The 26,489-nt window shown below is 53.6% G+C and carries 23 protein-coding genes and 1 tRNA gene; 10 read left to right on the plus strand and 14 right to left on the minus strand.

The features are described from left to right. The first annotated feature begins 4 nt into the window (after positions 1-4). From ACOQPM_RS07785 to ACOQPM_RS07795, 3 genes are all read left to right on the plus strand, one after another. A complete protein-coding gene (locus tag ACOQPM_RS07785) occupies positions 5-997 on the plus strand; it encodes a DHH family phosphoesterase (protein ID WP_420628679.1) in 993 nt (330 codons plus the stop codon). A 44-nt stretch (positions 998-1,041) separates the two neighbouring features. After that, the gene (locus ACOQPM_RS07790) at positions 1,042-2,106 is read left to right on the plus strand and encodes a hypothetical protein (RefSeq protein ID WP_420628680.1); all 1,065 of its coding nucleotides are present in this window, start codon (positions 1,042-1,044) and stop codon (positions 2,104-2,106) included. 72 nt (positions 2,107-2,178) lie between these two features. Next, a complete protein-coding gene (locus ACOQPM_RS07795; protein ID WP_420628681.1) occupies positions 2,179-3,603 on the plus strand; it encodes a Kelch repeat-containing protein in 1,425 nt (474 codons plus the stop codon). A gap of 76 nt (positions 3,604-3,679) precedes the next feature. Here ACOQPM_RS07795 and ACOQPM_RS07800 read toward each other — a convergent pair whose 3' ends face one another. The 8 genes from ACOQPM_RS07800 to ACOQPM_RS07835 form a co-directional block, all read right to left on the minus strand. Then, entirely contained in the window at positions 3,680-4,000 is a 321-nt protein-coding gene (locus ACOQPM_RS07800; protein WP_420628682.1) for an EthD family reductase, read from the minus strand. Positions 4,001-4,056: 56 nt separating this feature from the next. Then, on the minus strand, positions 4,057-5,877 hold the full coding sequence (locus tag ACOQPM_RS07805) for a c-type cytochrome (RefSeq protein WP_420628683.1): 1,821 nt from the start codon (positions 5,875-5,877) through the stop codon (positions 4,057-4,059). A gap of 21 nt (positions 5,878-5,898) precedes the next feature. Next, complete coding sequence (locus ACOQPM_RS07810; RefSeq protein WP_420628684.1) at positions 5,899-6,414, minus strand: zinc ribbon domain-containing protein; 516 nt, start codon at positions 6,412-6,414, stop codon at positions 5,899-5,901. A gap of 3 nt (positions 6,415-6,417) precedes the next feature. After that, positions 6,418-7,017, minus strand: a complete 600-nt coding sequence (locus ACOQPM_RS07815; RefSeq protein WP_420628685.1) for a TlpA family protein disulfide reductase — start codon at positions 7,015-7,017, stop codon at positions 6,418-6,420. Positions 7,018-7,027: 10 nt separating this feature from the next. Beyond that, on the minus strand, positions 7,028-7,540 hold the full coding sequence (locus tag ACOQPM_RS07820; protein ID WP_420628686.1) for a cytochrome c-type biogenesis protein: 513 nt from the start codon (positions 7,538-7,540) through the stop codon (positions 7,028-7,030). Between the two features lie 125 nt (positions 7,541-7,665). Next, a complete protein-coding gene (locus tag ACOQPM_RS07825) occupies positions 7,666-9,660 on the minus strand; it encodes a heme lyase CcmF/NrfE family subunit (RefSeq protein ID WP_420628687.1) in 1,995 nt (664 codons plus the stop codon). A gap of 66 nt (positions 9,661-9,726) precedes the next feature. Further along, positions 9,727-10,236 carry a cytochrome c maturation protein CcmE gene (locus tag ACOQPM_RS07830; RefSeq protein ID WP_420628688.1) on the minus strand — a complete coding sequence of 170 codons (510 nt, stop codon included), beginning with the start codon at positions 10,234-10,236 and terminating at the stop codon, positions 9,727-9,729. 73 nt (positions 10,237-10,309) lie between these two features. Further along, on the minus strand, positions 10,310-10,645 hold the full coding sequence (locus ACOQPM_RS07835; RefSeq protein ID WP_420628689.1) for a putative signal transducing protein: 336 nt from the start codon (positions 10,643-10,645) through the stop codon (positions 10,310-10,312). Positions 10,646-10,976: 331 nt separating this feature from the next. Between ACOQPM_RS07835 and ACOQPM_RS07840 the strand changes: the two genes are divergently transcribed. Then, positions 10,977-11,531 (plus strand): ClbS/DfsB family four-helix bundle protein, encoded by a 555-nt coding sequence (locus ACOQPM_RS07840; RefSeq protein WP_420628690.1) that lies wholly within the window; start codon positions 10,977-10,979, stop codon positions 11,529-11,531. Further along, entirely contained in the window at positions 11,512-12,477 is a 966-nt protein-coding gene (locus tag ACOQPM_RS07845) for a YgfZ/GcvT domain-containing protein (RefSeq protein ID WP_420628691.1), read from the plus strand. Before ACOQPM_RS07840 ends, ACOQPM_RS07845 begins: the two co-directional genes overlap by 20 nt. On the opposite strand, the gene ACOQPM_RS07850 is transcribed toward ACOQPM_RS07845, so the two are convergent. The 5 genes from ACOQPM_RS07850 to ACOQPM_RS07870 form a co-directional block, all read right to left on the minus strand. Continuing rightward, on the minus strand, positions 12,455-13,717 hold the full coding sequence (locus ACOQPM_RS07850; RefSeq protein ID WP_420628692.1) for an MgtC/SapB family protein: 1,263 nt from the start codon (positions 13,715-13,717) through the stop codon (positions 12,455-12,457). The two genes, ACOQPM_RS07845 and ACOQPM_RS07850, sit on opposite strands and share 23 nt — an antisense overlap. Before the next feature lie 78 nt (positions 13,718-13,795). After that, entirely contained in the window at positions 13,796-15,634 is a 1,839-nt protein-coding gene (gene mutL, locus ACOQPM_RS07855; protein ID WP_420628693.1) for a DNA mismatch repair endonuclease MutL, read from the minus strand. Between the two features lie 68 nt (positions 15,635-15,702). Then, positions 15,703-16,224 carry an NUDIX hydrolase gene (locus ACOQPM_RS07860; RefSeq protein ID WP_420628694.1) on the minus strand — a complete coding sequence of 174 codons (522 nt, stop codon included), beginning with the start codon at positions 16,222-16,224 and terminating at the stop codon, positions 15,703-15,705. A gap of 42 nt (positions 16,225-16,266) precedes the next feature. Then, positions 16,267-17,298, minus strand: coding sequence for an anti-sigma factor family protein (locus tag ACOQPM_RS07865; protein ID WP_420628695.1), 1,032 nt, complete (start codon positions 17,296-17,298; stop codon positions 16,267-16,269). 95 nt (positions 17,299-17,393) lie between these two features. After that, on the minus strand, positions 17,394-17,987 hold the full coding sequence (locus ACOQPM_RS07870) for an RNA polymerase sigma factor (protein ID WP_420628696.1): 594 nt from the start codon (positions 17,985-17,987) through the stop codon (positions 17,394-17,396). Between the two features lie 50 nt (positions 17,988-18,037). Between ACOQPM_RS07870 and ACOQPM_RS07875 the strand changes: the two genes are divergently transcribed. The 3 genes from ACOQPM_RS07875 (at position 18,038) to ACOQPM_RS07885 (ending at position 19,531) form a co-directional block, all read left to right on the plus strand. After that, positions 18,038-18,119: transfer RNA gene (locus ACOQPM_RS07875), tRNA-Leu, on the plus strand. 120 nt (positions 18,120-18,239) lie between these two features. Next, positions 18,240-18,623, plus strand: a complete 384-nt coding sequence (locus tag ACOQPM_RS07880; RefSeq protein WP_420628697.1) for a hypothetical protein — start codon at positions 18,240-18,242, stop codon at positions 18,621-18,623. After that, positions 18,620-19,531 (plus strand): hypothetical protein, encoded by a 912-nt coding sequence (locus tag ACOQPM_RS07885; protein ID WP_420628698.1) that lies wholly within the window; start codon positions 18,620-18,622, stop codon positions 19,529-19,531. Before ACOQPM_RS07880 ends, ACOQPM_RS07885 begins: the two co-directional genes overlap by 4 nt. A 41-nt stretch (positions 19,532-19,572) precedes the next feature. Here the strand turns inward: ACOQPM_RS07885 and ACOQPM_RS07890 are convergent, their stop codons facing one another. Beyond that, positions 19,573-20,832 carry a DUF3048 domain-containing protein gene (locus ACOQPM_RS07890; RefSeq protein ID WP_420628699.1) on the minus strand — a complete coding sequence of 420 codons (1,260 nt, stop codon included), beginning with the start codon at positions 20,830-20,832 and terminating at the stop codon, positions 19,573-19,575. A 128-nt stretch (positions 20,833-20,960) separates the two neighbouring features. Here ACOQPM_RS07890 and ACOQPM_RS07895 point away from each other — a divergent pair, with 128 nt between their 5' ends. Together ACOQPM_RS07895 and ACOQPM_RS07900 are read left to right on the plus strand one after the other, a co-directional pair. Continuing rightward, positions 20,961-23,783, plus strand: coding sequence for a helicase C-terminal domain-containing protein (locus ACOQPM_RS07895; RefSeq protein WP_420628700.1), 2,823 nt, complete (start codon positions 20,961-20,963; stop codon positions 23,781-23,783). A 384-nt stretch (positions 23,784-24,167) separates the two neighbouring features. Further along, entirely contained in the window at positions 24,168-26,321 is a 2,154-nt protein-coding gene (locus tag ACOQPM_RS07900; protein WP_420628701.1) for a hypothetical protein, read from the plus strand. The last annotated feature ends 168 nt before the right edge of the window (positions 26,322-26,489 follow it).

The raw sequence follows: 26,489 nt of genomic DNA on the forward strand, positions 1-26,489 counted from the left end.
TCCCTTGCACCCAACAGAAAAAGCGATCTTTACGGCCGTTCAGCAGGCTAACAAAATATTGGTCATTACCCATGTGGGGCCAGATGGAGATGCGCTAGGGTCGTTAACGGCCGTGGGCGTGGCCCTGCGCCAAATGGGCAAAGATGCTACCCTGCTTTGTGACGACTCCGTGCCCGAACGGTTTAGCTACCTGCCCCTGGCCAATCAAATTCAGCCGCCCAATGAAAATCGCGCAACCAGGTACGATCTACTCATTGCCGTGGACTGCGGCGACGAAACACGCATGGGGCAAAGCTATGCCAGCTTGCCGCATGCCGTTCCCACTATCATCAACATAGATCACCACGTTACCAACACCTACTTTGGCGACATTCAGCATGTGGTGCCGGACGCCGTCTCTGCTACCGAGATTCTGTACGATCTCTTCAAGCACAACGGCCTCACCATCACCACAGATTTGGCAATGTGCTTGCTTACAGGTGTAGTTACGGATACGCTGGGCTTCCGCACCGTCGGGGTCACTTCCAAAACGTTGCGTATTGCCAGCGAACTGATGGATGCCGGTGCAGATCTGCCGCTCATTACCATGCAAGGATTGAGCATCAAACCATTTTCTACGGTCCAGCTTTGGCAAATTGGTCTCAACAACATGCGTCTGGAAGATGGCCTTATCTGGACAAAAATTAACAACGCTCAACGGGAAGCGATTGGTTATAACAATACAAGCACCGGTGGCCTAGTCAACTTTTTGGGTAACGTGAACCGGGCAGCAATTAGCGCCGTGTTGCTAGAGATGGGGGATGGCACGGTGCGCGTTGGCTTCCGCTGCAATCCGCCCTACAGCGTTTCTGAACTGGCGCTGAATTTAGGCGGCGGTGGGCATCCACTGGCCTCTGGTTGCTCACTGGAAGGCCCGCTGGACAAGGTGGAGACACTGGTGGTGGGTATGGCCAAAGAGACGATTCAGCAGCAACAGGCCAACTTCTCTCAAGATTGATCCCTACGCAACAAACAAATGCAGATTAAGGTATACTACTGTTCATGAGTGATGCTGTTCCCCAGGTATCGGAATCGAGAAACCAACCATCCACCCCGCCCAAGAAAAAGCGGCGGCCCATGCGCGTGGCTGGCTTGCTGCTCATTATCTTTTCGGTGCTGGTGGGCTGGTTTTTGCTCATTGCCTTTTTGGGTTGGCAAAGTGGCCAGCGTGAGCTGCAAAATAAGCAATTTGCCCAGCTAGACCGCCAGGTGACGTTAGCTGAAGAGAACATTGCCCAGGGCAATTACCAACTCGCGCTAACGCGGCTGGAGTGGGTGCTGGAACGAGATGCTAATAATGCCCAAGCGCAAACCTTGCGCGAACAGGCATTTACGGGTTTGGGTGCCACACCAGAACCGACACCGGTAACGGCCGTTACCGTCACCCCTGCCCCCACTCGTCTGCCCACCGCCACGCCAGGCGCTATTGATAGCCCCAGCGAGGAGCTGCTACGCATCCAGCGGCTGGTAGCTACCAAATTCTGGGAGGAGGCCCTGCCTGCCCTGCTCGCCTTCCAGCAGCAGTTTCCCAGCTTTGAGCGGGAAGAAACAGACCAACTGCTGTACGATGTCTATTTGAACTACGGGCTGGATTTAATTGAAAGCGAGCAGGTAGAGTTGGGCATGTTTTATCTGTCGCAAGCACAGCAGTTGGGTGACTTGCCCCAATATGTGATTGATTACCAAACGTGGGCAGAACTGTACACGCAGGGCATCTCATTTTATGGGGTCAATTGGGAAGCGTCTGCCTACTATTTCCGTGATTTGTGTTTGGCAGCACCGTTTTACCAATCGTCGTGCGAGCAGTTGTTTGCGGTGCTGGTATCCTTAGGCGACCAGTATGCGTTTAGCCAGGATTGGTGTCCGGCAGAGCAGTTGTATATTGAGGCGAGTTCTTATGAGACAACCGCCACTCTCACGCAGAAGCGCATCGAGGCAGAAGAAAATTGCCTACTGGCTACGCCCACCCCTTCAGAACCCCTTACCGATACAGTGCCAATTAGCGATACCGCACCTGTTGAGGGTTCTCCCTTTGTTTTGCCAACAGAGACACCAGCGTCTCCCTGATACTCCTTTGATAAATAGTGCGTATTGCCTAGAAGTTGACGGAATACGCAACACGCAATACGATTTTTGCTCATGGCTGAAAAAGGTGATGCGCTAAGTGACCGGGAACTGGAAGTCTTACAATGTGTTGTTAACGGTGCCGGTAATAAAGAAATTGCTGCAACGTTAACCATTAGTCAAAATACGGTTAAAGTCCATCTACGCAATATTTACACCAAGCTGGATGTAAGTTCCCGCACTGAGGCCGCCACTGTTGCCCTACAGCAAGGGATTGTCGTTTTAGAAGGGATTAACACCGAGCCAGAACCAACAACCCTCGAATCATCCTCAGAAGAAAAAACCCAAGAAACCATTGTAGAAACGGCCGTTTCCACCCCGCAACTAACCCCCGATGCCACGCCATCCCGCCCGGCTTTCTTTCCCCGATGGGTTGGTTTTGCCGGTCTCACGTTGATTTTGCTGGTCGTTGTCGTTTTAGCCATTCAAGCATTTACCACAGAAGGTGCCGTAACACCCACACCAACTCCGCAGCGCTTTACAGAAACTCCAATTACGGACGATTGGCTGCAAAGTCGCCCGCTGCCTAGCCCCAGGAGCAACATGGCGCTTGTGGGCAGTGGCCTCAATTTGTACCTCATTGGCGGCGAAGGTGAAGAGGGTGTCACCAACGATGTCTCTATTTTGGACACGTCTGAACTGGTTTGGCGACCCGGCGCACCCAAGCCAACGGCCGTTTCCGACATTACCGGGGCAGAGCTGTTTGGCGAAATTTACGTACCCGGTGGCCGCCTGCCAGATGGCCAACCCACCAACATTGTGGAGGTGTACAGCCCGGCCAACGATAGCTGGCGCGTGACCACGCCGTTGCCAACGGCCGTTTCTGGCGGCTTAACGCTCTCAGATGGCAGCTTCATTTATCTGTTTGGTGGCTGGGATGGGCAAAACTATCTGGCAGATGCGTACCGCTTCGACCCAGCCAACAGCAGTTGGCAAATTTTGCCCACCATGCCCACGGCGCGTGCCTTTGTGGCGGGAGGCGTAATCAAGGGACAGCTTTATGTGGTTGGCGGGTACGATGGAGAACGGCCGTTGACCGCATGCGCCTATTTTGACCCCGCAACCCCCAGCGATGAGGGCAGCGAAATTGACGGCCGTTGGCATACCTGTGCCGACACGCTCCTCCCGCGCGCTGGAGCCAGTGCGGCGGGACTGTTCAACAAACTGTACCTTTTCGGTGGGGGTGCGTTTGGTGAGGAGCCAATACCCTACAGCGAATCCTACAACCCAGATACTGATCAATGGTCTGTGGTAAACACACCGCAGCTAACTGACCTACCTAGCTGGGCCCATTTAGGCATCACTTACATCGAGACAAACATTTATGCAGTAGGGGGAATGCGCGGCGACACAGCCTCGGCCGAATTATTTGTCTACCGACCACTCGCCTACCAAACCTTTATTCCTATCGCCCCTGTCGAAAGCGGAGGGGGTCAGTGACCGATAGAGCAGTAATCGGTAATCAGTGGGTCAGTAATCAGTGGAAAAGCGTACCAAACTAATTACCGATAACCGTTTACTGTTCACTGTCTTCCGTAAAGGCGTCGGCAAAAAACCAGGTGATGATTTTGGCCTCTGCCCACGGCTTCAGATCCTCGATGAGCTGGATGCCGATGGGGGTAGCCATCGCCGCCTCAAAACTCAGCTTCGATTTGAAGTACAGCTCAAACATGAGGTGGAAGCGGGATTCGCCGCCGGGCTTGTGGGAAATGCGGCTTACTTCACGCCGCACCAGCCCCGGTAGCTGCTCCGCCAGTGGCAGGTGGGTCTGGTTGAAGAATTGCTCCAGCATCAGCTCATCGTCTACGCGGCGGTAAATGGTGACAAATTTGTACATAGTTTGCGCTCATGTGACAGTCACTTTGAAAGTGACTGTCACATTTCAGTAAATTTTTACGATTGCCAAACGGCCGTTAACCGAGATTTCAACGCCTGCCGTTGAGTTTGATACGCAGCTTCGTCCAGCTCCCCAGCATCGTAAGCATCGTCCAAATCTGCAATCGCTTCCAGCAAATCGTGCTTTTGCGACCTATTTGCGCTGACCGGGCGCGGCGGAGCGGCAGCAGGCTGGCTTACGGAACCTGCGCTGCCCTGCCCCACGGGCGCCGTGCGCCAACGCTGCACCAGAAAGAAGCCCACAGCCAGCATCCCGGCCAGCGCCGCGCCGCCTACAATCAGCTCGTTGGTTTCGTTGCGTACCGGCAGGGCATTCCCTTGCGCGTCAAAGATTTGGGAGGGACGGCCGTCTAGCGTCAGGCTAATGGCATCGGCGTTGGCCAGATCGTTGTTGACATAACTTACAAACGAGCCGCCTGCCGTGGCCTGCTCCCCTTGCGATACCCAACGCTCATCCGCAATTTGCACGCCCGCATCGGCCATAATGACCGTTGCACCGCTAGTAACCTGGTACGCCAGTGGATGCGCCAGCAACATGCCATCGTTGTAGGGCAAATCATAATTTACTATCAGGTTCAAGCTGCCAGCACCGGGTTGCAGCGGGTTAACATCCGCCCAGCCTGTCTCTGTGCGGATGAAATCGGTGGCGGGGATGAAGCTATCTAGCGAGGTGCCAAAGCCGCGCTGGAAGCTAATATTTTCAGCCCCTGTTGGCAAGCCAATCTCTACCGTACCCTGGTTAAAATCGCCGCTTTCTCCCACGAAAACGGCCGCTTCCCGATTGCTAAACACATACAGTTCCGACACAATCAGCCGCTCTTCGCCAAAGGTGAAAATCATGTGCAGCCGATCAATGGTGATGGCAGCGGGGTCGGCGGTTGTCTCAAATACAAAAAGCGGCATTTGGGCTTCTGGCTGGGCATTAGAAAGTTGCACCGCATTGCTGTTGAAGGTGAGATCGCCATAGGTCACATCGGCCAAAAAGACCCAATCGGCGGGTACATCTTCTAGCTGAAATTCAAAGCTGCCATCTTCGTTGATGGACACTGTTTCTGTGTACATCTCTTCTAGCTGGGTGGTGAAGGCACGCAGCCGCACTTCGCCTTCAGTGAGTGCCTCATTGGTGGTGCCGTTGATCACTTGTCCGTTAATAATGCCTAGCGGCACGGGGGCAAAGGCAGCCAGCGGGTCGGTGTAGCTATAGTTGAGGGAACGGCCGTAATCAATCAACCACAATTTTTCTTCATCACTCAGGCCACTCACGTCTATGCTCAAAATATTTTCGCTTTCCAGCTCTGCCAAAATCGCTTCGTTGCTGCGGCCAAACCAGTAATCCAGCCCGGGCCAGGTCGTTGTATCGGCTTCTAATTCGGCAGCGAGTGCCTCGCCAGCAGCAATATCATCAGGTCGGGTGCTAAAGCTGTAAGCCAACGCTACCAAATTCCAGATGTCGGCGTCGTTAAGCGGGCTGCTGCTGGCGCTGCCAAAAGGCGGCATCCCGGCACTAATGTTGCCGTTGTTGATCACATCGAACATGGTGGCGGGTACGGCCGTTACCCGGTAGCTGGGATTAGAAAATGCGGCTGGCTCTAACCCTGCCTGAACAGCCTGAACGCCTAAACCATCCCCCAATTCACCATGACAAACCGAACAGCGTTCATTGTAGATGGCCAGGCCAGCCGCCGCATCGGGCGGAGCAATGGGCAGCGGGACATCTTGCGCTGCCGTAGTTGCCGTTGGCCGCAGCATAAACCCAATGGCAGCCAGCGCAACGGCAACTAAAATCAGCAGCAAACTAATGTTTGCTGAATTCGTCAATTTATTATTCTTCATCATCACTCACGCAGTTTGTGTTGAATTTTTGAGCGTCAGGTTGTGGCCGCAGTTGGCACAAAATCGGTCACCGAGGTCGGTTGGCGTGCCGCACTGCGGGCAAAAGCGGGTCTGGCCATTGGTAGCGGGCACAGCCGGCGCGGGTGCGGCACCCTTTTGGCGACGCTGCTGCCGAATCCGGGCAATGGCAGCCTCAATTTCGATGTCTACATCTACGCTGTCTGTAACGGCCGTTGCCGGAACAGCCTCACCACTGGCCTCATCAATTGCTTTGAGTACGGCCGTTGCCGCTTCCACCAACCGGGTACGCTGAATTTCATGCACTTCAGTAGGGATTTTGCCCGTCTCGTGGTCAAAATCGAGCGCATGAATCTGATCCAGCAACAGTTCCTTCTCTTCCAAAAGAAGCTGATATGCCGTTAGCTCTCGTTCCTCATCTTGAGGGCGTAAAAAGGGGCGGGCAATGAACAAACCCGTCAGCACCAGCAGGGCAATCCCCAACAAAATTGAACCAGTCGCCAACGCCTATCCTCCCTGGGCCAAAAGCTGGCCAATGACGGAATCGAGCGTGCTGCTGCTGATGGGGCCAATCTGCACGTAAGCAATCTCGCCATTTTGATCAATAATAAATGTTTCCGGCACGCCGGTAATTTCGTAATCATTAGAAATGCGTGTACCAAGATCAGGGGCGTGGGGGAAGGTGACGGCAAACTCTTCCATGTAGGCAATGGAGTTTGGCTCTACGTCGGAGTAGGCTACGCCCACAAAAACGACGCCTTGGTCGGCGTATTTCAGCCAGGCGGCTTCCAGTTCATCTGTCTCCACGCGGCACTCTACGCACCAGGATGCCCAAAAGTTCATCACCACAATTTGGCCGTTCATGTCATCAAGCGAAGCGGCCGTTTTGCCGTTCCACTCATACCCTTCAAAAAATTCCACTTCAAAGGCGGGTGCTTGTTCCCCAGCTTCGGGTCGGGGAGCGCTGCTTTGCACCAGACCCCAACCTAGCACTGCCAGCAGGCCAATCACTAGCACCCAAACAATAATGCTGGTCAGGCTGCGAGAACTTTTTGGGGCATCAGATTTTTCAACTGAATCTGCTGAATCTGTCGTTAGATCGCTCATAATATTTCTTTTACCTGTTGCGTAATTCCGCCTCTAATCTGGCCTTGTAATCGTCCTGGGCAATGGGTGGCTGAACGGCTTCTGCACCTTCGGCTTCCAAATCTTCTGCCACGCCAGCCGCCGAGGTACGCAATGTTCGCATGTAGCGGCTAAAAAAGAAACCGCCCAGAACGATTGCCACCACGGGCAACAACCACAAAATCAAATTAAACCCTTGCTTGGGCGGGTTGGCCAAAACGCCATCTCCATATTGCCGGGCAAAGTAAGCCTGTACTTCTTCGGGCGATTGCCCTTCTGCCAACTGCTCCCGAATAAGCTCGCGCCAATCGGCACATGCCTGGGTGGGGCAGACGTCGAGCGGCGTACTTTCACACACGGGGCAGAACAGATCTTTGGCAACTTCATTCACTTCGTTATCGGTAACAACGGTATCCTGAGCCAGCACGGGTGTTGCTAGCAACAACGCACCTAGCAGCAGCAAGACGGCCGTTCCCCAATAACGTTTATGCAAAATTTTGAACACAATTAACCTCTAATCGTCACTACTAAGCCTCTTCGGATGTCATACCCGCGAAGGCGGGTATCCATAATTGGATTCCTGCCTTCACAGGAACGACAGGGTTAATAGTTGCCTCTAAGCACTCTAACTTAGTCCGTCGGTGCAGTCGCTACGCGCGGCCGTCTGGCCAAAGCACGCTGGGCCGACGGGTCTGGCCAGGCAGCAATGAGTGTCCCCAACACAAAAATGAAGCCACCCGCCCACACCCAGTTAATCAACGGATTCAAATAGATACGGAAAGTTGCTTCATCGGCCGAGGTGGGTTCCCAGTTGATCATCAGCACATAAAAATCTTCAGCCACTGTTGAACGGGCATTGGGAATGGTCATGGGTTGGTTGGTGCGGGTGTACAGTTCGGTACGCGGATTTAGTTGGCCTACGAAACGGCCGTTGTCATACACATCCACCGTCGCCTCAGTAATCAGCAAATCATCCGGCCCCGGATAGCGCGTTGCGCCCAGGAACGTCATCTCATAGCGACCTAACGTTGCCGTTTCACCCACCGACAGCCGAATCTGCGTCTGCTCTTGGAAAATCTCCACGCCAATGATGCCAAAGGCCATCACGATCACGCCCAGATGAATCCAGTAGCCCCCATACCGCCGCCGATTCCGCGCCATCAAATTGGAAAAGGCGGCAAACACATTTTCGCCGCGCTTCATGCGGGCTCGCGTTCCCTTCCAAAACTCCAGCAGCGTTAGGAAAAGCGAGAAAGAAACCACCCAAAAGCCCAACAAGGCTCCCCAGCCGCGAATATTAAAGGCAAACAGCACCACCACAACCAGCAACGCCGCCAGCGCAGGCCAGCGCAACGACATGCCAATGCGCTGGGCGCTAGAGCGATACCACATTGTTAACGGCGCCACGCCCATCAGCAGCACCAGCAGCAAAAAGAGCGGCCCCAGCGCTTGCTCATACACAGGTGGCCCCACAAACCCCTTCTCACCAGTGAACAGTTCAGAAATAATGGGGTAATTGGTGAACAAGAACACAATCACCAAAATCGCCAGGAAGAGGAAATTGTTATACAAAAAGGCCGCCTCACGCGAGAGCAGCGAATTCAATTTGTTTACAGATTTCAAATCACCTCGCCGATTGAGCATCCAGTAGACTGAAAAAACAAACATAATGGCCATGAAGCCAAAAAACAGCGGCCCAATCGCCGACTGTGCAAAAGAATGCACCGAGGAGATAACGCCGCTACGCACAATAAACGTGCCGAAGATCACCAAACAGTATGTCAAAACAATCAGGAACATATTCCACATTTTGAACATATTCCGCTTTTCCTGAATCATGACTGAATGGAGGAAGGCCGTGCCTGCCAACCAGGGCATAAAGGAGGCATTTTCCACCGGGTCCCACGCCCAGTAGCCACCCCAGCCCAGCACGTCGTAAGCCCAACGGCCGCCCAGAATCAGCCCCAGGCTCAAAAATAGCCAGGCCACCAGCGTCCAGCGGCGCGTAATCTTGATCCACACATCATCCAGCTTGCCCGTAATCAGTGCCGACATGGCAAAGGCGTAAGGAATAGTAAAACCCACAAAGCCCAAATAGAGCATCGGCGGGTGAATAATCATGCCGGGATGACGCAGCAGCGGGTTCAGGCCGTTGCCGTCTGGCGGTATCACAGCAATGCGGGCAAATGGATTCTCTATAAATACAGAAATGGCAATGAAGAAGATTTGGGTAAAGCTAGCCACCATAATGGCATAGGGCATCAGCTCTTGATGCTTAACCCAATTTCTAGCCATGGCAGAAGCCGTAAAGGCGGCCAGAAGCAGATTCCAAAACAGCAAGGAACCTGCCTGCCCTCCCCACAAGGCGGTCACTTTCAGGTAGGTGGGCATTTCAATACTGCTCACGCGCCAAACGTACTCCACAGAGAAATCGTCGGTGAGCAATGAGTAAATCAAAAGCCCGCAAGCAATAGTTATGAGGGGTAAGGTAGAGATGGTGGCATTGCGGGCACTTTCTGTCCAGCGGGGTTGGTTAGTGGAACGGCCGTAATAAGCCGCCCCTGCTGCAAAAACGGCCGCTGCCAAAGCAAAAATCAGCGCAAGATAACCAAGATCAGGAATCATTTCTCTCTTCCAAAGAAATAGTGCGTATTGCGTAGAAAAACGGAATACGCAACACGCAATACGAGTCTAATTCACAGGACGTTCAACATTATCAGGATGCTCAGACGGGTCTAGCTCTTCGTAGCGCGTGGGGCATTTGAGCAACAAGCCACCAGAGTTGGTGATAAACTCCCCATTTTCGTTGGCGCTGCCTTCAACCAGCGCCTGCGCTTCGTGCTGTAAAAGGTCGGGCATTGGCTCATTCATGGCCACAATGTGCAGCCGCTGACCGGGATTATTGAGATCATCCACAATATCGAACTCCAGCCGAGTGGTGGTCGCATCAATCTGGGTAAACTCAATCGAATCCCCAATCACAAAACCCGCCACGCGCAAATCGCGCCCCACGAGCCGATCTTGCTCGGCGTAAAATTCGCCAACCGTTTTGTAAAGCTGGGTGTTGCCGCTCATGGCATTCACCACCAAATAAACAATGGCCGCAACCAGAAGCACGCCGCCTACCACAAACTTGAGTCGGTTGCTTTTGGTTGAAAAAAGTTCCTCTTCGCCTGTGTTTGTCCAGGTCGTATCTGCCATAACTCAATGCTCCTTTTTAGGATTTATGCAGTTCATCAGAAGTTCAACTTTTGGTAAAAGTTGAACTTCTTCTCTAGAATTCAGCTTCGTCAAAATCGTCAAACTGTTCATCAAGTGCGTCCGAAGCGTCTTCTTCAAGGATCGTCAGCGCACGCTCAGCAAACTGTTCAGGCACAGCTACGTAGCCTGTGCCTAGCAGCCCCACCGTTAAGCCCAACGCTTGCCCAGCCCCTTCTTGCCAAACGCGCACCGGAATTCCTTCCGCTTTTAGCCGTCCGGCCACGATGGTTGCAGGAGTAATGCCTGGCATCCTGGCCACGACTTCCCACTTCACTTCCTGGTATCCGCCAGGGGAATTACTATTTTCATGGGAAGGTAGAGGCAATGCCGATGAATTGCTGTCACTCATTCAATTAGATTTCCAAATTATCTGTTTTGCGTGTTGTATAACGGTTTTCTCGTGCCACATTATACTGAGTTCACACATAATTGGACAGATTTTTTTATCTTCTTGTAAGTTTGCAACTTTTAGTTTAGCGGATAACTCTACAATGAGAGACAGTGGAGTATCACAGATATAAGGTGATAGATGTCACAGGTGGGTCGCAGATACGGCCGTCTTCACATGAAGGTTTTCATATGAACTACGTTAATCCTGCACCAAATTGCCGCAATTTTCTGCAAATTCAATGCGGCTCATGTTAAAATGCACCCGATTTTTGCAAGAGCAGGGAATAATTATGAGTACAAAAATGGAGCAGCTTTTAGATGCGCTGGACAGTTCTCGGGAACGATTGCTCGTTGCCCTGGACGAACTGCCGGATGAAGCACTTTTAGAACCAAACACGGTTGGTGATTGGTCCGTTGCGGATTTATTGGTGCAGCAAACGGTCTGGGAATCTGAGCTAGTTACCGGGTTGCTGCGAATTTCGCAGGGTAAAAAACCGGGGCGATTGCTAGCTGCCCTGAACAACGCGGAGGAATACGGCCGTCTGCGCTACCAAGAAAACAAAGATCGTGATCTGGATCGCGTTTTTGATGATTTACCCCAGGTGCGGGTGCAGGTGGAAGAGTGGCTAGAGGAATTCTCTGAAAAGCAGCTAAGCAAAAAAGGACACTTTTCCTGGCTTAAAAACCGTTCCCTGGCCGATCTCATTGCCCAACTCACCTACGAACATGAACTGCGCTACCTGCCACAGGTGGAAGCACTGGCCGCAAAATGGCAAGCGCCTACCAACGATGTGATGATTTCGCTTATGCCTAAGGATGAACCGAATGACAACTTCGCAAATTGAATTAAATGTGTATCAGGCGGCGCGGGAAACGGCCGTACTCACCAACCGCAGCGATCTCGGCGTACTTATTTTCAGCGGCGAAACCCGCTTTGACCTGATCAACCGCATGTCTACCCAAAAAGTGCTAACGATGGCCAAAGGAGAAGGCACGGCTACCATTCTCACCACCGACATCGGCCGTATCATAGACCGGCTGCTACTGTACGCCACCAACAGCAAAGTTTATGCCCTCACCAGCGAGAACAACAGCGACAACATCGCCCGCTACCTGATGCGCTTCGTCTTCTTTCAGGATGATTTTCATATTCAGGACGTGAGCAATGATACCGTGATTTTTGGTGTTTATGGCCCACAGGCGCGGCAAAAAGTGGTCGCCGCAGGCTTCCCCGATGAAGATTTGCCGCTGCACCATTGGCGGCAGGTTAAGTTTGGCAACATGACGGCTTACCTGCACCGCACCGACCCCATTCACGGCGACGGCTACTTTGTGATGGGTGAGCGTAAAGACAAAGATGCGCTGTGGCAGCGACTACTGGACGCTGGTTTGACAGTGGCAGACACGGCCGCTTTTGACTATTTACGCATTGAGGCAGGACTACCCCGCTTTGGCCGTGAACTGACCGCCGATTACATTCCGCTGGAGGCCAATTTGTGGGGAGATGTATCGTTCAACAAAGGATGTTACATCGGGCAAGAGATCATCGCCCGCATGGAAAGCCGGGGCAAGCTGGCCAAAAAGCTGGTGCAGCTCACCGCCGATGAACCATTGGAAGCTGGCAGCGACCTTCAGGCGAATGGTAAAAATGCAGGGACGGTCACATCGGCGGCCGTTGGGCCTCACGGCACAGTTGGACTAGGCTATGTAAAAACCTCTGTGCTGGATTCTGGGAGTGAGTTGAGCGTGGGGGAAACGGCCGTCAAAATCATAAAAGAAATGACAGCGTAATGCCCACCGCCAAAATGAGCAAAAAGCCAGGCAGCAACGCCCGCCGCAATGCCTGTGAGCCGCTAGCCAGCACGATACCCCCCTTCACCACGGTGTTAGACATTGCAGCCAGCACGATAGCGCGTGCGGCTGTGGGCAGTTCCAAATTGCCGCTGTTACTTAGCTCCGCCATAGACAAGGTAATGGCATCAACATCTGCCAACCCCGATAAAATGCTGGAAAGATAAACGCCCGTATCGCCGAAATAATGCTGTGCCGCTCGCGCTGCCAGCAAAATCACCCCATACAGCAAACCAAACGTAATAGCTGGTCCTAGCTCAAAGGGATTGGAAACCGCCACGCCACCCGCTTCTGCATTACGCGGCGCAAAATAAAGATAGGCACCATGGGCTAAACCTGCAAGCCCAGCCGCCGCAACGGGTAACCACACAACGCCTAATAAAGGCATATTGGTAACGGCAACCTCCACTAAAACACGGACAAACATCACTGTCCAGGCAATGAGAATTGCCAACGCAAATGGCTTGGCCAACTGTGCTTCCTTTTGGCTGCGCTGTGCGAAACTGAGGGTAACGGCCGTACTCGAAACCAATCCTCCCAAAAAGCCCGTTAACCCAATGCCCTGGCGCGACCCAACCAGCTTGATCAGCACATATCCCAAAAAGCTAATGCCAGAGATAAGCACCACCATTAGCCAAATTTTGTACGGATTTAGCACATCCAGCGGCGGTGGGCCAAACGATTGATTGGGCAAAACAGGCAAGATAATGGCCGTAATGATGGCAAACTTCAGCGTAGCCACAATATCTTCGCGGGTAAGGCGTGCCGCAAAGCCATGAAGCTCCAATTTAAACGAGAGCAGTGCCGTGGTTACCACGCCCAAGGCCACTGCGATTTCCAATTGATCCCAAAAGCAGAGCGCACCGGCCAGCACCACAATGACGGCCGCTACTTCTGTGGTCATGCCCACGCTGCCGCGCGTTCCGGTGATGACGTAAGCGGCCGTAATGAGCATCCCCAGCAACAGGAAGATGCCAATAAATGCCCACGGCTGCCCTAACTCATTTGCCACAAAAGCGGCCGTACAGCCAGCCAAACTTAGCAAGGCAAAGGTGCGTATCCCGGCAAATATCTTGCGCGAGCGATCAGCCTCATCGTCTGCATCGGCTTCGCGCTGGAGACCCACCAAAACACCAATAAAAAGTGCCACTCCAAATCGGTAAAAAAGCGTGTGAACCATAATCCTCCTTGGTGATTAAATTAGCGGGTCGTGAAGCGTGAAACGTGACAAAACTTGAATCACGTTTCACGCATCAATCTAAATACGGCCGAATTCCCTTGCCAACTGCGCCACCGAAAGATAAATAAAGGTTGGCTTCCCGTGGAGATCCGTGAAGGGATCGGCACATTTTTCCAGATTGCGGATGAGCTGCTCCATCTGTGCCAGCGTCAGCGATTGGCCCGGACGTAGGGAGATGGTTTGGCAAACGGCCGTTACCAACCCCGCCTCTTCCACAACACCCTTACTTTGCTCTAGCTCCGTTGCCACAGAAATGAGCAGCCGAGCCGGATCGGCACTGGCGGCAATTTTAGGCACCGCCCGCACCATGAACGTGTTGGGCCCAAACGCCTCAAACTGTACCCCCACCCGCGCCACGGCTTCCTGAAATTGTTCCACTAATTTGGCTTGCGTTTCTGAGAGGGTAACGGCCGTTCCCGTCGAAAGCGTCTGCACCGTCACATTGTCTGCTGCCCACTCTGTCTGTAGCTGCTCAAACAGTGCCCGCTGGTGCGCCGCCTGCTGGTCAATCAAAAACATCCCCTCCGGCCCCTCGGTGATGATGTAAGAGGCACCGACCTGCCCCACCACGCGCATAATCGGCAGTTGGGATTCAGTTTCGCCTTCCGGTTCGGGCAGCGGCAAAGTGCCATCCATGCCATCTTGCGAATCTGTCTCGTCTAGCCAACTCAAGGCCAAATCCGCCTGCTCACCACCGCCGCCGATGAACGCCTCCGGGTTGAGCGCACCCATCCAGCCAGGCGAGTCGCCATCGTTGCTGCCCAACGCCCAGGCCGACATTTGCCGCGTGGGGGCATCGGCCACTAGCGTTTGGCGCACGGCTCGCTGCACGGTGCCAAATGGCGCTTTGCCCTGCCGGAAGCGCACCTCCGTCTTGGTGGGATGCACATTCACATCTACATCTTCCGGCGGCAGCTGCATAAAAATAAGCCCCAGCGGATACCGCCCCGACGGCAGCAGCGTGTGGTACGCCTGGATGACAGCGTAGGTGAGCTGCGTATCTTTGATCCAACGGCCGTTCACAAACAGTGTAATCTGCCCCCGGTTGGCAAAATGAACACCGGGCGAGCCAACAAAACCGGTGACTTGAATGGATGACCGTGAATCGGAGGCTGGAGACTGGAGACTAGAACTCTCGCTTTCAGCCTCTAATCTCTGGTCTCCAATCTCCAAAAGTTGCCGGGCTATTTCTGGCCCATAAATCGCCACCAGCACATCCCGCACCTGGCCACTGCCGCTGCTTTGGAAAGTGATACGGCCGTTGTGCGTCAGCCGAAAGCGAATCTGTGGATAAGCCAGCGCATACCTGGTAACGAATTCATCAATAAGCCGCTTTTCGGTAGCGGCCGTTTTTAGGAATTTCAGGCGAGCAGGCACGTTGTAAAAAAGGTTTTCTACGACAATAACCGTGCCTTGCGGCGCACCAACCCTCTCTCGATTCACCACCACCCCCGCTTCCAGGACAAGGCGGGTTCCGGCATCGGCGCCTTCAGCGCGAGAAACAATCGTCACTTGGCTTACGGCCGAAATCGCCGCCAACGCCTCGCCACGAAAGCCCAGCGTGCGAATGGCGTTCAAATCTTCGATTGAGGATAATTTGGAAGTGGCGTGACGTAAAAAGGCGGTCTCGATCTCCTCAGTAGCGATCCCCATCCCATTGTCGGCAATTTGGATGCTCTCCCGCCCACCCTGGCGCACGTCAATGTTGATACTGGTGGCACCAGCATCAATGGCATTTTCCACCAGTTCCTTCACGACTGAGGACGGCCGTTCCACCACTTCTCCGGCAGCAATCTGCGAGGCAAGTTGGTCTGACAACTGCTGAATCTTCATGCCCCAATTGTACCACAGCGGCATTGCGAGGAGTGAGCATCCTCAGATGCGAACGGTTGGGGATCTGAGGATGCCTACTCCTCTAGTTGAGATTATTTTTGCATAATTTGGGCTTTGAGTTGATTGATGGCGGCGCGGGTGGAAGCAAAAGCGATTTCGGGCAAGTCGTCCGGGGCAAAGAAAGCCGCCGCATCCGCGTCATCCCCCGCCTGAATCTCCCCACCCAGCAGCCGCGCTTTGTACATGATGAAAATGGATGCACCCCCCTGCTCTGGGGGATTTTGGTACACGCCCACCAACTCCTCGATGGCAACGTGCAAATTCGTTTCTTCAAGGGCTTCGCGCACGGCCGTTTCCTCCGGATTCTCCCCTGCATCCAAAAAACCGGCCGGAATGCTCCATTTGCCAATTGCCGGGTACATGGTGCGGCGCACCAGCAGGATTTTGCCCTCATGCACCACAAACACGCCCACCCCCACCTTGGGGTCGGTGAAATGAATAAAGCCGCAGCCAGGGCAAACCCGGCGCGGCTTGTCGGCAACGGTGCGCGTTTCCATCGGTGTGGCGCAGCGGCTGCAAAATTTCACATTTTCGGGAGCAGAGGTGGGCGTCATGTCGATTGTGGTAAGGACGACCCGGCGGTTCGCCCTTACATATCATCTTTGGCGGCGAGCGTAGAAAGTGAGGCCAAGCAGCAGGAGCAACAGCCCGCCCAGGCCAATTTGCAACCATGGCAGAGGGTTAGCTGGCGTGTTGTCGGTGACGTTTTGCAAATCTTCTTCAGGGGGAACGGCCGTACTCTCAACAGCTTCTGCCTCATCCTCAACCACAGACTCAGGTGCATCGGCCACCGCATTATCGGCAACATCGCTGTCTTCTGTAACGCGGTCTGGCAGGGGCGTGGGCGGCGTGACGCGCGGCAAGGTTGAAACAGTGGCCGTTGGTGCTGGCGTGGAAGATGCAGAGGCAACGGCCGTTGCCTCCGACCCAGGCAGTTCGCCATCTTCAGCCGCATTTCCTTGCAAAGCATCGGCAGCAGGCACTTCTGTCGCCGCAGTCTCCTCTGCCGTTTCATCCCCTGTATCGTCTGCCGACTCCTCGGCAAATTCTTCGGCAGTGACTTCCGTCATCGCTTCATCTTCCATCATCTCTGCCTCGGCGGGCATTTCTTCATCGGCCGCCTCCGCACTATCCTCTTCAGCCATCTCCATTTCTTCGGCCTCTTCCACCACTTCGGCCTCAAACGCCAAAGATTCTACAGCTTCATCAACAGCACTCTCTTCAACTTGGGCCATATCTGCCGCCGGTGCCAATGCAGGCTCGGCACTCATACCAAAGTTGGTAAAGGCACCTGCCGCCAGCGCAAAAATGAAGAAGAAAGCGGCCATCGCCGTCGCTGCACGTAACACGGGGTACGCCTGCACCCACGGCTGGCGGGCTGGCGGACGGCTAAATTCAGCCGGATCCAAAATGAAGTTTCGCGGTACCTCTCGCTGTGGCAACTGGCGCAAGCTCTGCTTGATGAGCTGAAGCTGCGCCACTTCCTGGCGCAGCCCGTCATCTTGAGCCATTTCTTGCTCAAACTGCTGCCGGGAACGGCCGTCCAGCAACCCATCCACATACGCTGTGATGGTTTCCTGCCGCTTCTCCTCGGCCGATTTCGTTAAGTTCCGCAAAAAATCAAACATTTCATTTTAGGTGGCAAGTTTGCAAGTGTGCGAGTTTGCAAGTCATTGATTTCACTTGCTACTCGCATACTTGCCACTTGCATACTCTTAAACTGTTATTCACCCTGTAAACGATAGTTCGCCGGCAAAAGTTCCCTAAACCCCTGCAAACAGTCGCGCAGCTTGGATCGGGCGCGGCTAACGCGAGATTTGACGGTGCCGAGTGATACTTCTGTCATCTCTGCAATCGAACCGTAATCGTACCCTTCAACGTCGCATAGAACGGCCGTTACCCGCTGATCGTCCGGTAAATTTTGCAAACACTCCTCGATAGCTTGTACCAGTTCCAACTGCTGCTGCCGCTGCTCTGGCCCAATAGCTGGGTCACGCAAAAAGGCAAACGATTCGGTATTATCTTCTGTAATGCCTTCCAAAGAAGATTGGGGACGACGCTTGCGACGACGAAGCTCATCGTAGCAACCATTGGTGGTAATACGCAGCAACCATGCCTTGAAGTTCCCCCCCTGAAACTTGTTCAGCGACTTGTACGCCCGGATGAACGCCTCTTGCGCTGCATCCTCTGCCGACTGCGGCTCACCCATAATACGATAGGCAACGTTGTACACAATCTGCTGGTAATGCAAAACCAGCCCATTGTACGCCTGCACGTCCCCTTTTTTCGCCTGCGCGATTAGCTTCTCTTCATCCATATTGACAGAAAAAACAGCCTGATTTATACTCCCGCACGTCCTGAAAATTGGCCGAAGTGGCGGAACTGGCAGACGCGCACGACTCAAACTCGTGTTCCTTCGGGAGTGTGGGTTCGATTCCCACCTTCGGCACTGGTCATCCCGCAAAAGGATGAGTTTCCAGCAAAGTCGCTGGATTATAAGCTCCGCACAGGGGCAGGGCAAATTCAGAGGGCTGCACCAGTACGGGCAGCCCTCTTTTTATGTGAATTTATGAACCGTCTACCCACCCCCATCTTCATTTTGCTCGGATTGGCCATTGGCGTTGGCCTGGGGTTGGCGATTGGCTGGGTTTTCTGGCCAACTGAGTTCACCGATGCCAATCCTACCGTGCTGGAAGATCGATACCGACGCGATTACGTGCAGCTTATTGCCGATGGATATGCCCTAGACAACAATCTGGCGCTAGCCCAGGAACGCATTGCGGACTTGGGGGAAGATGGCGAAGCCTATTTGCTCCAGGTGCTGATCGAAATGATTTTGCGGCAGGAGGATGAAGCAGCCATCCGGCGGCTGACACGGCTCGCTAATGACATCGGCCAATACACACCTGCGATGGATCCATATTTGCCCACTGAGCCGGAGGCAACGCCATGACGCCCCAACCTCGCAGGCAGCCAGGTCGCAGACCGCCACCCATCTGGCGACGTCTCAGCAGCACGGGCTGGCTGCTGTTGAGCCTGGTCATCGGGCTGGTTGGTGGCTTGTATTACGCCTGGGTGGTTGACCCAGTCGTGTTTACCGATGCTAGCCCAGCCCGGTTCAATGATCGCTATCAGGAAGAGTACATCATTTTGGTGAGCCAGAGCTACGCCGTGAACCAAAATTGGCCGCTGGCGCAGCAGCGTTTGGCTGCTCTGGAAGACCCGAATATAGCTGAGACGGTGAATGGTTTGCTGGAAACGGCCGTTCGCCAAAACCGCCCCGCTCCCCTGCTGGAACAACTGGCCGTGGTCGCTCGACAACTAGGCGCACAGGGGCAGGCGATTGCCCTCTTTGCCCCCACGCTGCCCGCTGGCACTGTCCAGCCCACACCCACACCTGCTATTGTGACAACCCCAACCAATACCCCCCCACCGGCAGCAACGGCGACGTATACGGCAGTTCCCACCCTCACGCCCACCGCGACCAGTCCAGCAACAGCTACGCCGCAGCCCAACTACCGCCTCACCGAGCAAACCCGCCTGTGTAGCGACAACGAAGCGATCACGCGAATCGAGGTCATCGTGCTGGATGCACTTTTGAATGATTTGCCGGGGATTGAGATTGAAGTGACGTGGCAAAACGGCCGTGATCGCTTTTTTACTGGATTCAAACCCGAAAACGGCCGTGGCTACGCCGATTTTGAAATGTCGCCAGATATTTCTTACACGGTGCGCTTGCCAGACGGTAGTCCAGAAGTGAGCGGGCTGCGAATTGAGAAATGCGCCAGCGGCTTCAGCGGCGGCTGGCAGCTCACCTTCCAAAACCTCCGCAATGATAGTTCTCTTAATGAAGAGGAATAACCAGTTGACAGTCACTTTTGGAAGTGACTGTCAACTTTCACTTATTCAATGATGGGGTCGTCGTAGTAGAAGGGGACGACCTGGAACCAGGTGTTGCCTACTTGCAGCGGCACAGGATTGCCGGCACTATCAATGAAAGTGAACATATCGCTGCGGTTTTGGCGCAGCCAGGTGACGTCGTACTTTTGGCCGTCGCGGATGAGCATGGCGTAGCCACGCCCCCAAATCTGGATTTCGGTGGTGTGCAGGTCACAGCCGCCGTCATCACGGGGATAAACGCAAATCTCGCGGTCAAAGTGGTGCGGCGCATAGAGAATGATGACGTTGGCAGCACTGACTTGCTCGCCATTGTTGTCATCTATGAAGATTTCGTCATCTACCGTGCGGTAGTAACGGCCGTCCGCCTCATCATACTCCCAGACCACCTTAGACCAGGTTGAGTAGTGCAGTTCCACGTAGCTGGCGGGTTCACCGTCAGGTGGCGGGGTGGTGTCAAAAGCCATTGTGGCGGTAAAACGGGGCGGGCGATTGTCGTTGCCCCACTCAACCGCCTCCCACAAGCCAGCCGGATCAGCAAAAAGCGTGTGCTCAAATGGAATCGAATCGTCATCTTCCTTGCGGTAGAAGCCGGTGGCCGTCTCCCGGTAGATACGGTCGCCAATGTCACTTTGGGCAATGGCATCCAAAATGAGCGGGTGCGAACCAGACATGAAGATAGCAGCGTCGTACATGGCGGGCAGCTCTTTGTCAATGAGGCGCGCGCTGCGAATGGGGCCCACGTCGGGCGGCGTTTGGCCGTAAAAAATGGCGGTGAAGCGAGTGATATTGGTCTCGGTGACATGCTCGAACACAATGTCTGCCTGGCCAATGCCGTGCTGCGGCCGCGTGTAGCTGGCCGGATTGTTGGAGATTTTGATGGCAATCGGCCGTCTTTCCAACACGGATGGATCTTCGACGCGTTCGCCAGTCAGCGGATTGCGATCCGGGCCAAAATCCTCGGCGGAGTAGATGGCAACGGGTTCTAGTGTAGCTGTGGGTTCCGGCGTATTTGTTGGTGTGGGGTCTTCGTTTACCACTGCCGGAGGTGGCAGGGTGACGGTGGGGACAACAGGTGGCGGTAGGGTGGGTGTGGCGGCTTGTGTGGGAGGAACGGCCGTTTCCACCGCAACAACTTCAGTCGGCGATGTCGAATCCGCACTACCGGCCGGAGCCGATGTGGTCTCACCTCCACAAGCAACCAAAGCAGCTATCAGAATGAACAAAGCTATAAGCAGGAATGAATGTTGAATTGTCTTAACCATCCGGTTATTTTATTCACTGTCGGGGATTGAAGCCAGATATTAACGGAACCAAAAGTAGGCGATTTTCACCTCGACTTTAGAAAATCTGTGCTATAATTTTTTCTTTTTCAAGCTAAACTGGATTTTTTATGAGTGCAACCACCTACGTAGCCATTGATGTAGAAACAACCGGACTAGACCCCAAAACTGACAGCATCATCGAAGTTGCCGCCATCACCTTTCGCGGTAACGATATTTTGGATGAATTTTCCTCGCTGGTGAATCCGCATCGGGCAGTGCCGCCGTTCATTACCCAGCTTACAGGTATCACCCAAGACATGGTAGATGAAGCACCCACCATGTTTACCCTGCGCTCCAACCTGCGCCCCAAGTTGGGTGACCATGTGCTGGTGGGGCACAACGTCGGCTTCGATTTGGGCTTTTTGGAAGCTGAACAACTCGGCGTAGGCAACCACCGGCTGGATACCGTTACCCTCGCTTCCATTTTATTCCCAGACGCGGGGCGGTTTAATTTGGAATCGCTGGTGAACTATTTGGGGCTGCCCAATCCGCATGGCGCCCAAACCCATCGCGCCTTGGACGACGCAGAGCAGACGGTGGAGCTATTTTTGGCACTGCGTGAACGCGCTATGCAGCTTCAGCTGAGCCAAATTGATGAGTTGGTGGAAGCCGGGCAGCGGCTGGGCTGGCCAGAAACGATCTTTTTTGAAGATATTTTGGCCGAGCGGGTACGCACCGCCTTTGCGGGCAAGGAACTGCGCCATCGCGGGCGGCTACCACGCCTGTTTGTTCCGGGCAAGCTGGAAGGGCGCGCAGCCGTTCCGGCTGAAAACCCCAACATGTTAGACTCAGATTTGGTGGCCAGCATGATCCAGCCGGGAGGCAATTTTAGCCAGCTTTTTGACGCATTTGAGTACCGGCCGCAGCAGGTAGAAATGCTGGATGCGGTCGTGGGCGCATTCAACGATGGGGCGCACGTGATGGTGGAGGCTGGCACGGGGACGGGCAAAAGTATTGCTTACCTCATTCCGGCTGCGTTTTGGTCGGTGGAAAACGGCCGTCGCGTCGTCATCTCCACCAACACTATCAATTTGCAAGATCAGCTCATCGGCAAAGATATTCCTGAACTACAAAAAGTGCTGCCTTTTGAGTTGCGTGCGGCCGTTCGCAAAGGGAAGCGCAACTATGTTTGTACCCGCCTCTTCCAGCAGATGCGCCACAGCGGCCCCAGCAATGGTGACGAGATGGCTCTGTATGCCCGCATTTTGCTTTGGCTACCCACCACCCAAACGGGCGACGTGGCCGAATTGAATCTGCGAACGCCAGGGGAGCGGCTGGCCTGGGGGCGGCTGAACGGAGAAAACGCCTCTTGCTCCTCAGACCATTGCGCGGCCGAAAATTGCCCGCTGCACATAGCCAAACGCCGGGCAGAGCTGGCAAATTTGGTGATTGTCAACCATTCGCTGCTGCTTTCTGATTTAGCCAACGAACATATGGTGCTGCCCCAATTTTACGATCTGATTGTGGACGAGGCGCATCATTTGGAATCGGCCGTTACCGATGGCCTCAGTTTCCGCGCCGACAAACGCTTTTTAGAAGCCATTCTGGACGACGTGACCAAGCAACGCGGCGGGCTGCTAGCCGATTTGCAAAGTCGGTTAGAGGCCACGCTGCCACCCGACTTCGCCACTAAATTTGCTGAAATGATCAACCGCATTCGCCGTGAGGGGCAGTCGGCAATGATTCGGCTGGATGAATTTTTTACCACGCTTACCTATTTTTTGTCGGAAGCGCAAAACAAGCGTAGCCAGTTTGCCCAGCAAATTCGTCTGACGCCTGCAGTGCGGGTGCAGCCCGGTTTTGATGAGGTGGAACTCAGTTGGGACAACCTGAGCCGCCACCTGCACAGTATTGTGGACGGCTTTGCCAAGCTGGCCGGAGGACTGGACGACATCGCCGAGCAGTTTGATGTGGAAGATGGTGAGGATTTGAAGCTGGCTTTGTTGAGCAACGGCCGTTCCCTTGAAGAAACCCGCCTCAACCTGGATGGCATCATCTTAGAACCAGACAACCAGATGATCTACTGGGTAGAGATATTCAAAACGCGCATCTCACTGCACGCCGCGCCGCTGCATGTGGGGCCACTGGTGCAAAACAACATCTTCGAGGCATTGGAAACAGTCGTGCTCACCTCTGCCACTATGCGAACAGCCGGACCAGACGCCCGTGAAGAGGCCAACTTCGCCTACATCCGAGAGCGGCTGCACGCCTACGATGTGGACGAACTGGCCGTCGGCTCCCCGTTCGATTACAAAAACCAGACACTACTTTACCTAGTCACAGACATCCCCGAACCCAACCAACCCGGCTACCAGCGCATGTTGGAAGATGCCATTGTAGACGTGGCTACCTCGCTGGGCGGGCGCACGATGGTGCTTTTTACCGCCTACAGCCAGCTTAACCAGACGGCCAAAGCAATTGAAGGACCATTGGCAGATGCGGACATCACCACCCTGGCCCAAACGTCCGGCGGGTCGCGTCAACAGTTGCTGGAGCAGTTCAAGCGGCCAGACGGCCGTACCGTGCTGCTGGGTACGCGCTCCTTCTGGGAAGGTGTGGATGTGCCGGGCGATGCGCTGCAAGCGGTTCTCATTGCCAAGCTACCGTTCGACGTGCCCTCAGACCCCGTTTTTTCGGCTCGTTCAGAGACGTTTGACAACGCCTTCTTTGAATATTCTGTGCCAGAGGCGGTGCTGCGTTTTCGGCAAGGATTCGGCCGTCTTAATCGGCGCACCACAGACGAAGGGGTAGTCATCATCCTGGACAAGCGCGTCATCACCAAGCGATACGGCCAAATGTTTGTAGATGCCCTGCCAGAATGTACGGTGCTGCGCCAGCGGCTAGACCGCGTCGGCGAACTCACGCTCCGCTGGCTCAATCGGGAGCAGTAACAAGCCTCTTTTTCATAAAATGCAATTTCTTGAAGATATCGCATTTTTTATAGCGCACAAATTGGATCGTTTTCGGATCGGCGCGTTTATATACTGCTTTACAGTGTGGTGGATAGTTTACCTGTATTCTGTGCGCGGAGAGCAAAATTTGGCTAGAAACGGCCGTTCAGATTAACAGAAAGAAAGTCGTACATAATGTGGTATTGATTGTTCTAGACCAATTACCTATGGCTATGCTAGCAACCTCCTTTATTATTGGCTACTTACTCAACAAAACTGTCCCAACGTTGACTCTTTACTGACTTGATCCGACTTGCCTGTTTTATTCCCTACTTGCCGTCGAGTCAGCCGATAAAAACCCATCTTAATTCTAGGAGAGATTTTATGAAAAATTTGAACAAGCACCTCATATTCTTGCTGTTGGCAGCCTTCCTGTTTGGCACCGTGCTAGCAGCCTGCGGTGGTGAAGACCCAACGCCAACACCTCGCGCCTCTAACGACGATGATGACGATGGCGATCCGCCACCAGATGAAGATCCAGAAGAAGAACCAACGGAAGAACCAGAAGAAGAACCGACAGATGAGCCGGAACCAACCCCAGAGCCAACCGAAGAACCAACCCCTGAACCAACGGCCACGCCAGACCCGACCGCTGGTTTTACCCAGTTTTCCAACGCTGCATTGGGGTTAGACTTCTCTTATCCAGCAGATTGGGCCATCGAATTCGATGAATTGGGCAGCTCTATTGATTTGGCCTCCAGCCAGGAAATTTTAGATAGCGCTGACGATAACATAGCGGGTGCTATCATGAATATCGTTCTCTTTAACCGAGCTGACCTAGATTTCTTGGCAACTGAAGAGTTAGATATGAGCAATCCGGTTGATGTATTGAGCATTTTCACTGACCAAATTGCCCTGGCAGGTGGTGATGAAACATTTGAAATGGTCATTACCCAGGAACCAATGGCCACGACGATCAACGGCCAGGAGGCGGCTGTAGCCCTGGCAAGTGCAACCTCCACCACGGACAATGAAGAAGCTAACGTTCGTCTTTCTCTCATCTTGGGCGAAGCGCGCGCAGCCTTCATCTTCTCTGGCACCGAAGTTTCCTCTGCTTCAGAGTACCAACCAATTATAGATGCGATTGAAAACTCGATGGTGATCTCTACACCAGAAGGGACACCGCCAATTGGTACAGGCGATGGCACAGGTGAACTGCCCGTTAGCCAGGGCCTCCTGCTGTACGGTGATTCCATAAGTGCTGCTGTAGACGCCACAGGACCTTCTGTTTGGGATTTTGTTGGTATAGAAGGCGAATCTGTAGACATCATCATTGAGCCCGAAGGCGATTTTGATGTGGTATTCGACGTATTGAATGATAGTGGTGCTTCTATTTTGCCAAACGGTGAAATTGATGCTGCTTTTGGAACCGAAGAAATCCGCAATCTGGTCATTCCGACCTCTGGCTTGTATTTTATCTCTGTTCGGGGCTTTGCTGATGCAACCGGTAACTACACTTTGACACTTGTTGAATCTGGTAGTGAAGATACTGGTGATACTGGCTTTGCCTACGGCGACTTAGTTACTGGCGTCATTGATGCCGCTAACCCCACACTTTCCTATTCTTTCACTGGCTCTGCAGACGATATCGCAGGCGTCGTTGTCACCCCCGTTGGCGATTTTGATGTTGTCATTGATTTATTTGATTCCGCTGGCAACTCACTATTGAATGCTGAACGTGATGCTTCCTACTCTATCGAGAACATTCTTTTTGCCCTGCCAGCGGACGGCGTTTACACCATCCAGGTGTCTGGCTTCGGTGGCGCTGCTGGCAGCTTCGACTTGAAGTTGAGCGAGCCGTTCACCAATGTTGTTTTTGCCAACCCTAGCACGCTGGAGGCAGATGATGAGGGAGCAGGTCATGCCTTCCCCTTCAGACCATTGCGCGCCGGTGATGTGATTGGTATCTACGCCGAGCCAGTAGATGGCCTGGATATTGCCGTGCAAGTTCGCAAAGGCGACCAGCTGCAAGGCGCAGAAGTCGGTATTGACAACACGCTTGAAGATGACTCTGAGCGTGGTTGGGATGTTGAGATAGGTGCAGAAGAGTTTGCCATGGTTGCTACAGAGGCGACTTGGTATGCTTTCCGCGTTCTCAATTCGCAAGATGAAGATTTTGGCGGCAATACAGGCGACTACGAAGTGACCCTGTTTGGCAATCCATATATTGTCTTTGAGCTAGCTTATGGGGATCTTGTGGATGCACGTACCAACCAAGAGGGTCAGATTGAATACGTCATCAGCGGTGCCGTGGGTGACTCTATGGTGATCAGTGTTCTTTCTGATGATGATTCCGTAGACATGGTAATTGAAGTGCTAGACCTGGATGAAAACGTGCTGGCTTCTGTTGATGATGGCTTCTCTGGCGAACCAGAAGAGCTGGTTTACACCTTTGAGAGTGAAGATTTGGTCATCATTCGCGTGCGCGATTTCTTCGGGAACGAAGGTGACTTCGTGATGTCGGTTGAATCACAGTAACCGTAAGCAGTATTCAGTTATCGATAATCAGTAAACGGTAAGTGGCAACTGATTAACGTTTACTGATTACGGACGACCTGAAAGAGAGGCTGGCAGAAATGTCAGCCTCTTTTGTTTAGGTGGGCGGGAACTTGTGCTGAGCGAAGTCGAAGTAACGGCCGTATCTTT

Origin of the sequence: Candidatus Leptofilum sp. (assembly GCF_965223525.1) — a bacterium.
In the GTDB taxonomy this organism is placed as follows: domain Bacteria; phylum Chloroflexota; class Anaerolineae; order Promineifilales; family Promineifilaceae; genus Leptofilum.

What these genes read in the sequence shown, in the direction of transcription:
- ACOQPM_RS07835 (WP_420628689.1), bottom strand. Translation starts at nt 10,645, where the DNA reads ATGAGTGACAGCAATTCATCGGCATTGCCTCTACCTTCCCATGAAAAT.
- ACOQPM_RS07790 (WP_420628680.1), top strand. Translation starts at nt 1,042, where the DNA reads ATGAGTGATGCTGTTCCCCAGGTATCGGAATCGAGAAACCAACCATCC.
- ACOQPM_RS07860 (WP_420628694.1), bottom strand. Translation starts at nt 16,224, where the DNA reads ATGACGCCCACCTCTGCTCCCGAAAATGTGAAATTTTGCAGCCGCTGC.
- ACOQPM_RS07845 (WP_420628691.1), top strand. Translation starts at nt 11,512, where the DNA reads ATGACAACTTCGCAAATTGAATTAAATGTGTATCAGGCGGCGCGGGAA.
- ACOQPM_RS07800 (WP_420628682.1), bottom strand. Translation starts at nt 4,000, where the DNA reads ATGTACAAATTTGTCACCATTTACCGCCGCGTAGACGATGAGCTGATG.
- ACOQPM_RS07885 (WP_420628698.1), top strand. Translation starts at nt 18,620, where the DNA reads ATGACGCCCCAACCTCGCAGGCAGCCAGGTCGCAGACCGCCACCCATC.
- ACOQPM_RS07900 (WP_420628701.1), top strand. Translation starts at nt 24,168, where the DNA reads ATGAAAAATTTGAACAAGCACCTCATATTCTTGCTGTTGGCAGCCTTC.
- ACOQPM_RS07830 (WP_420628688.1), bottom strand. Translation starts at nt 10,236, where the DNA reads ATGGCAGATACGACCTGGACAAACACAGGCGAAGAGGAACTTTTTTCA.
- ACOQPM_RS07895 (WP_420628700.1), top strand. Translation starts at nt 20,961, where the DNA reads ATGAGTGCAACCACCTACGTAGCCATTGATGTAGAAACAACCGGACTA.
- ACOQPM_RS07850 (WP_420628692.1), bottom strand. Translation starts at nt 13,717, where the DNA reads ATGGTTCACACGCTTTTTTACCGATTTGGAGTGGCACTTTTTATTGGT.
- ACOQPM_RS07840 (WP_420628690.1), top strand. Translation starts at nt 10,977, where the DNA reads ATGAGTACAAAAATGGAGCAGCTTTTAGATGCGCTGGACAGTTCTCGG.
- ACOQPM_RS07815 (WP_420628685.1), bottom strand. Translation starts at nt 7,017, where the DNA reads ATGAGCGATCTAACGACAGATTCAGCAGATTCAGTTGAAAAATCTGAT.
- ACOQPM_RS07795 (WP_420628681.1), top strand. Translation starts at nt 2,179, where the DNA reads ATGGCTGAAAAAGGTGATGCGCTAAGTGACCGGGAACTGGAAGTCTTA.
- mutL (WP_420628693.1), bottom strand. Translation starts at nt 15,634, where the DNA reads ATGCCGCTGTGGTACAATTGGGGCATGAAGATTCAGCAGTTGTCAGAC.
- ACOQPM_RS07880 (WP_420628697.1), top strand. Translation starts at nt 18,240, where the DNA reads ATGAACCGTCTACCCACCCCCATCTTCATTTTGCTCGGATTGGCCATT.
- ACOQPM_RS07865 (WP_420628695.1), bottom strand. Translation starts at nt 17,298, where the DNA reads ATGTTTGATTTTTTGCGGAACTTAACGAAATCGGCCGAGGAGAAGCGG.
- ACOQPM_RS07825 (WP_420628687.1), bottom strand. Translation starts at nt 9,660, where the DNA reads ATGATTCCTGATCTTGGTTATCTTGCGCTGATTTTTGCTTTGGCAGCG.
- ACOQPM_RS07890 (WP_420628699.1), bottom strand. Translation starts at nt 20,832, where the DNA reads ATGGTTAAGACAATTCAACATTCATTCCTGCTTATAGCTTTGTTCATT.
- ACOQPM_RS07870 (WP_420628696.1), bottom strand. Translation starts at nt 17,987, where the DNA reads ATGGATGAAGAGAAGCTAATCGCGCAGGCGAAAAAAGGGGACGTGCAG.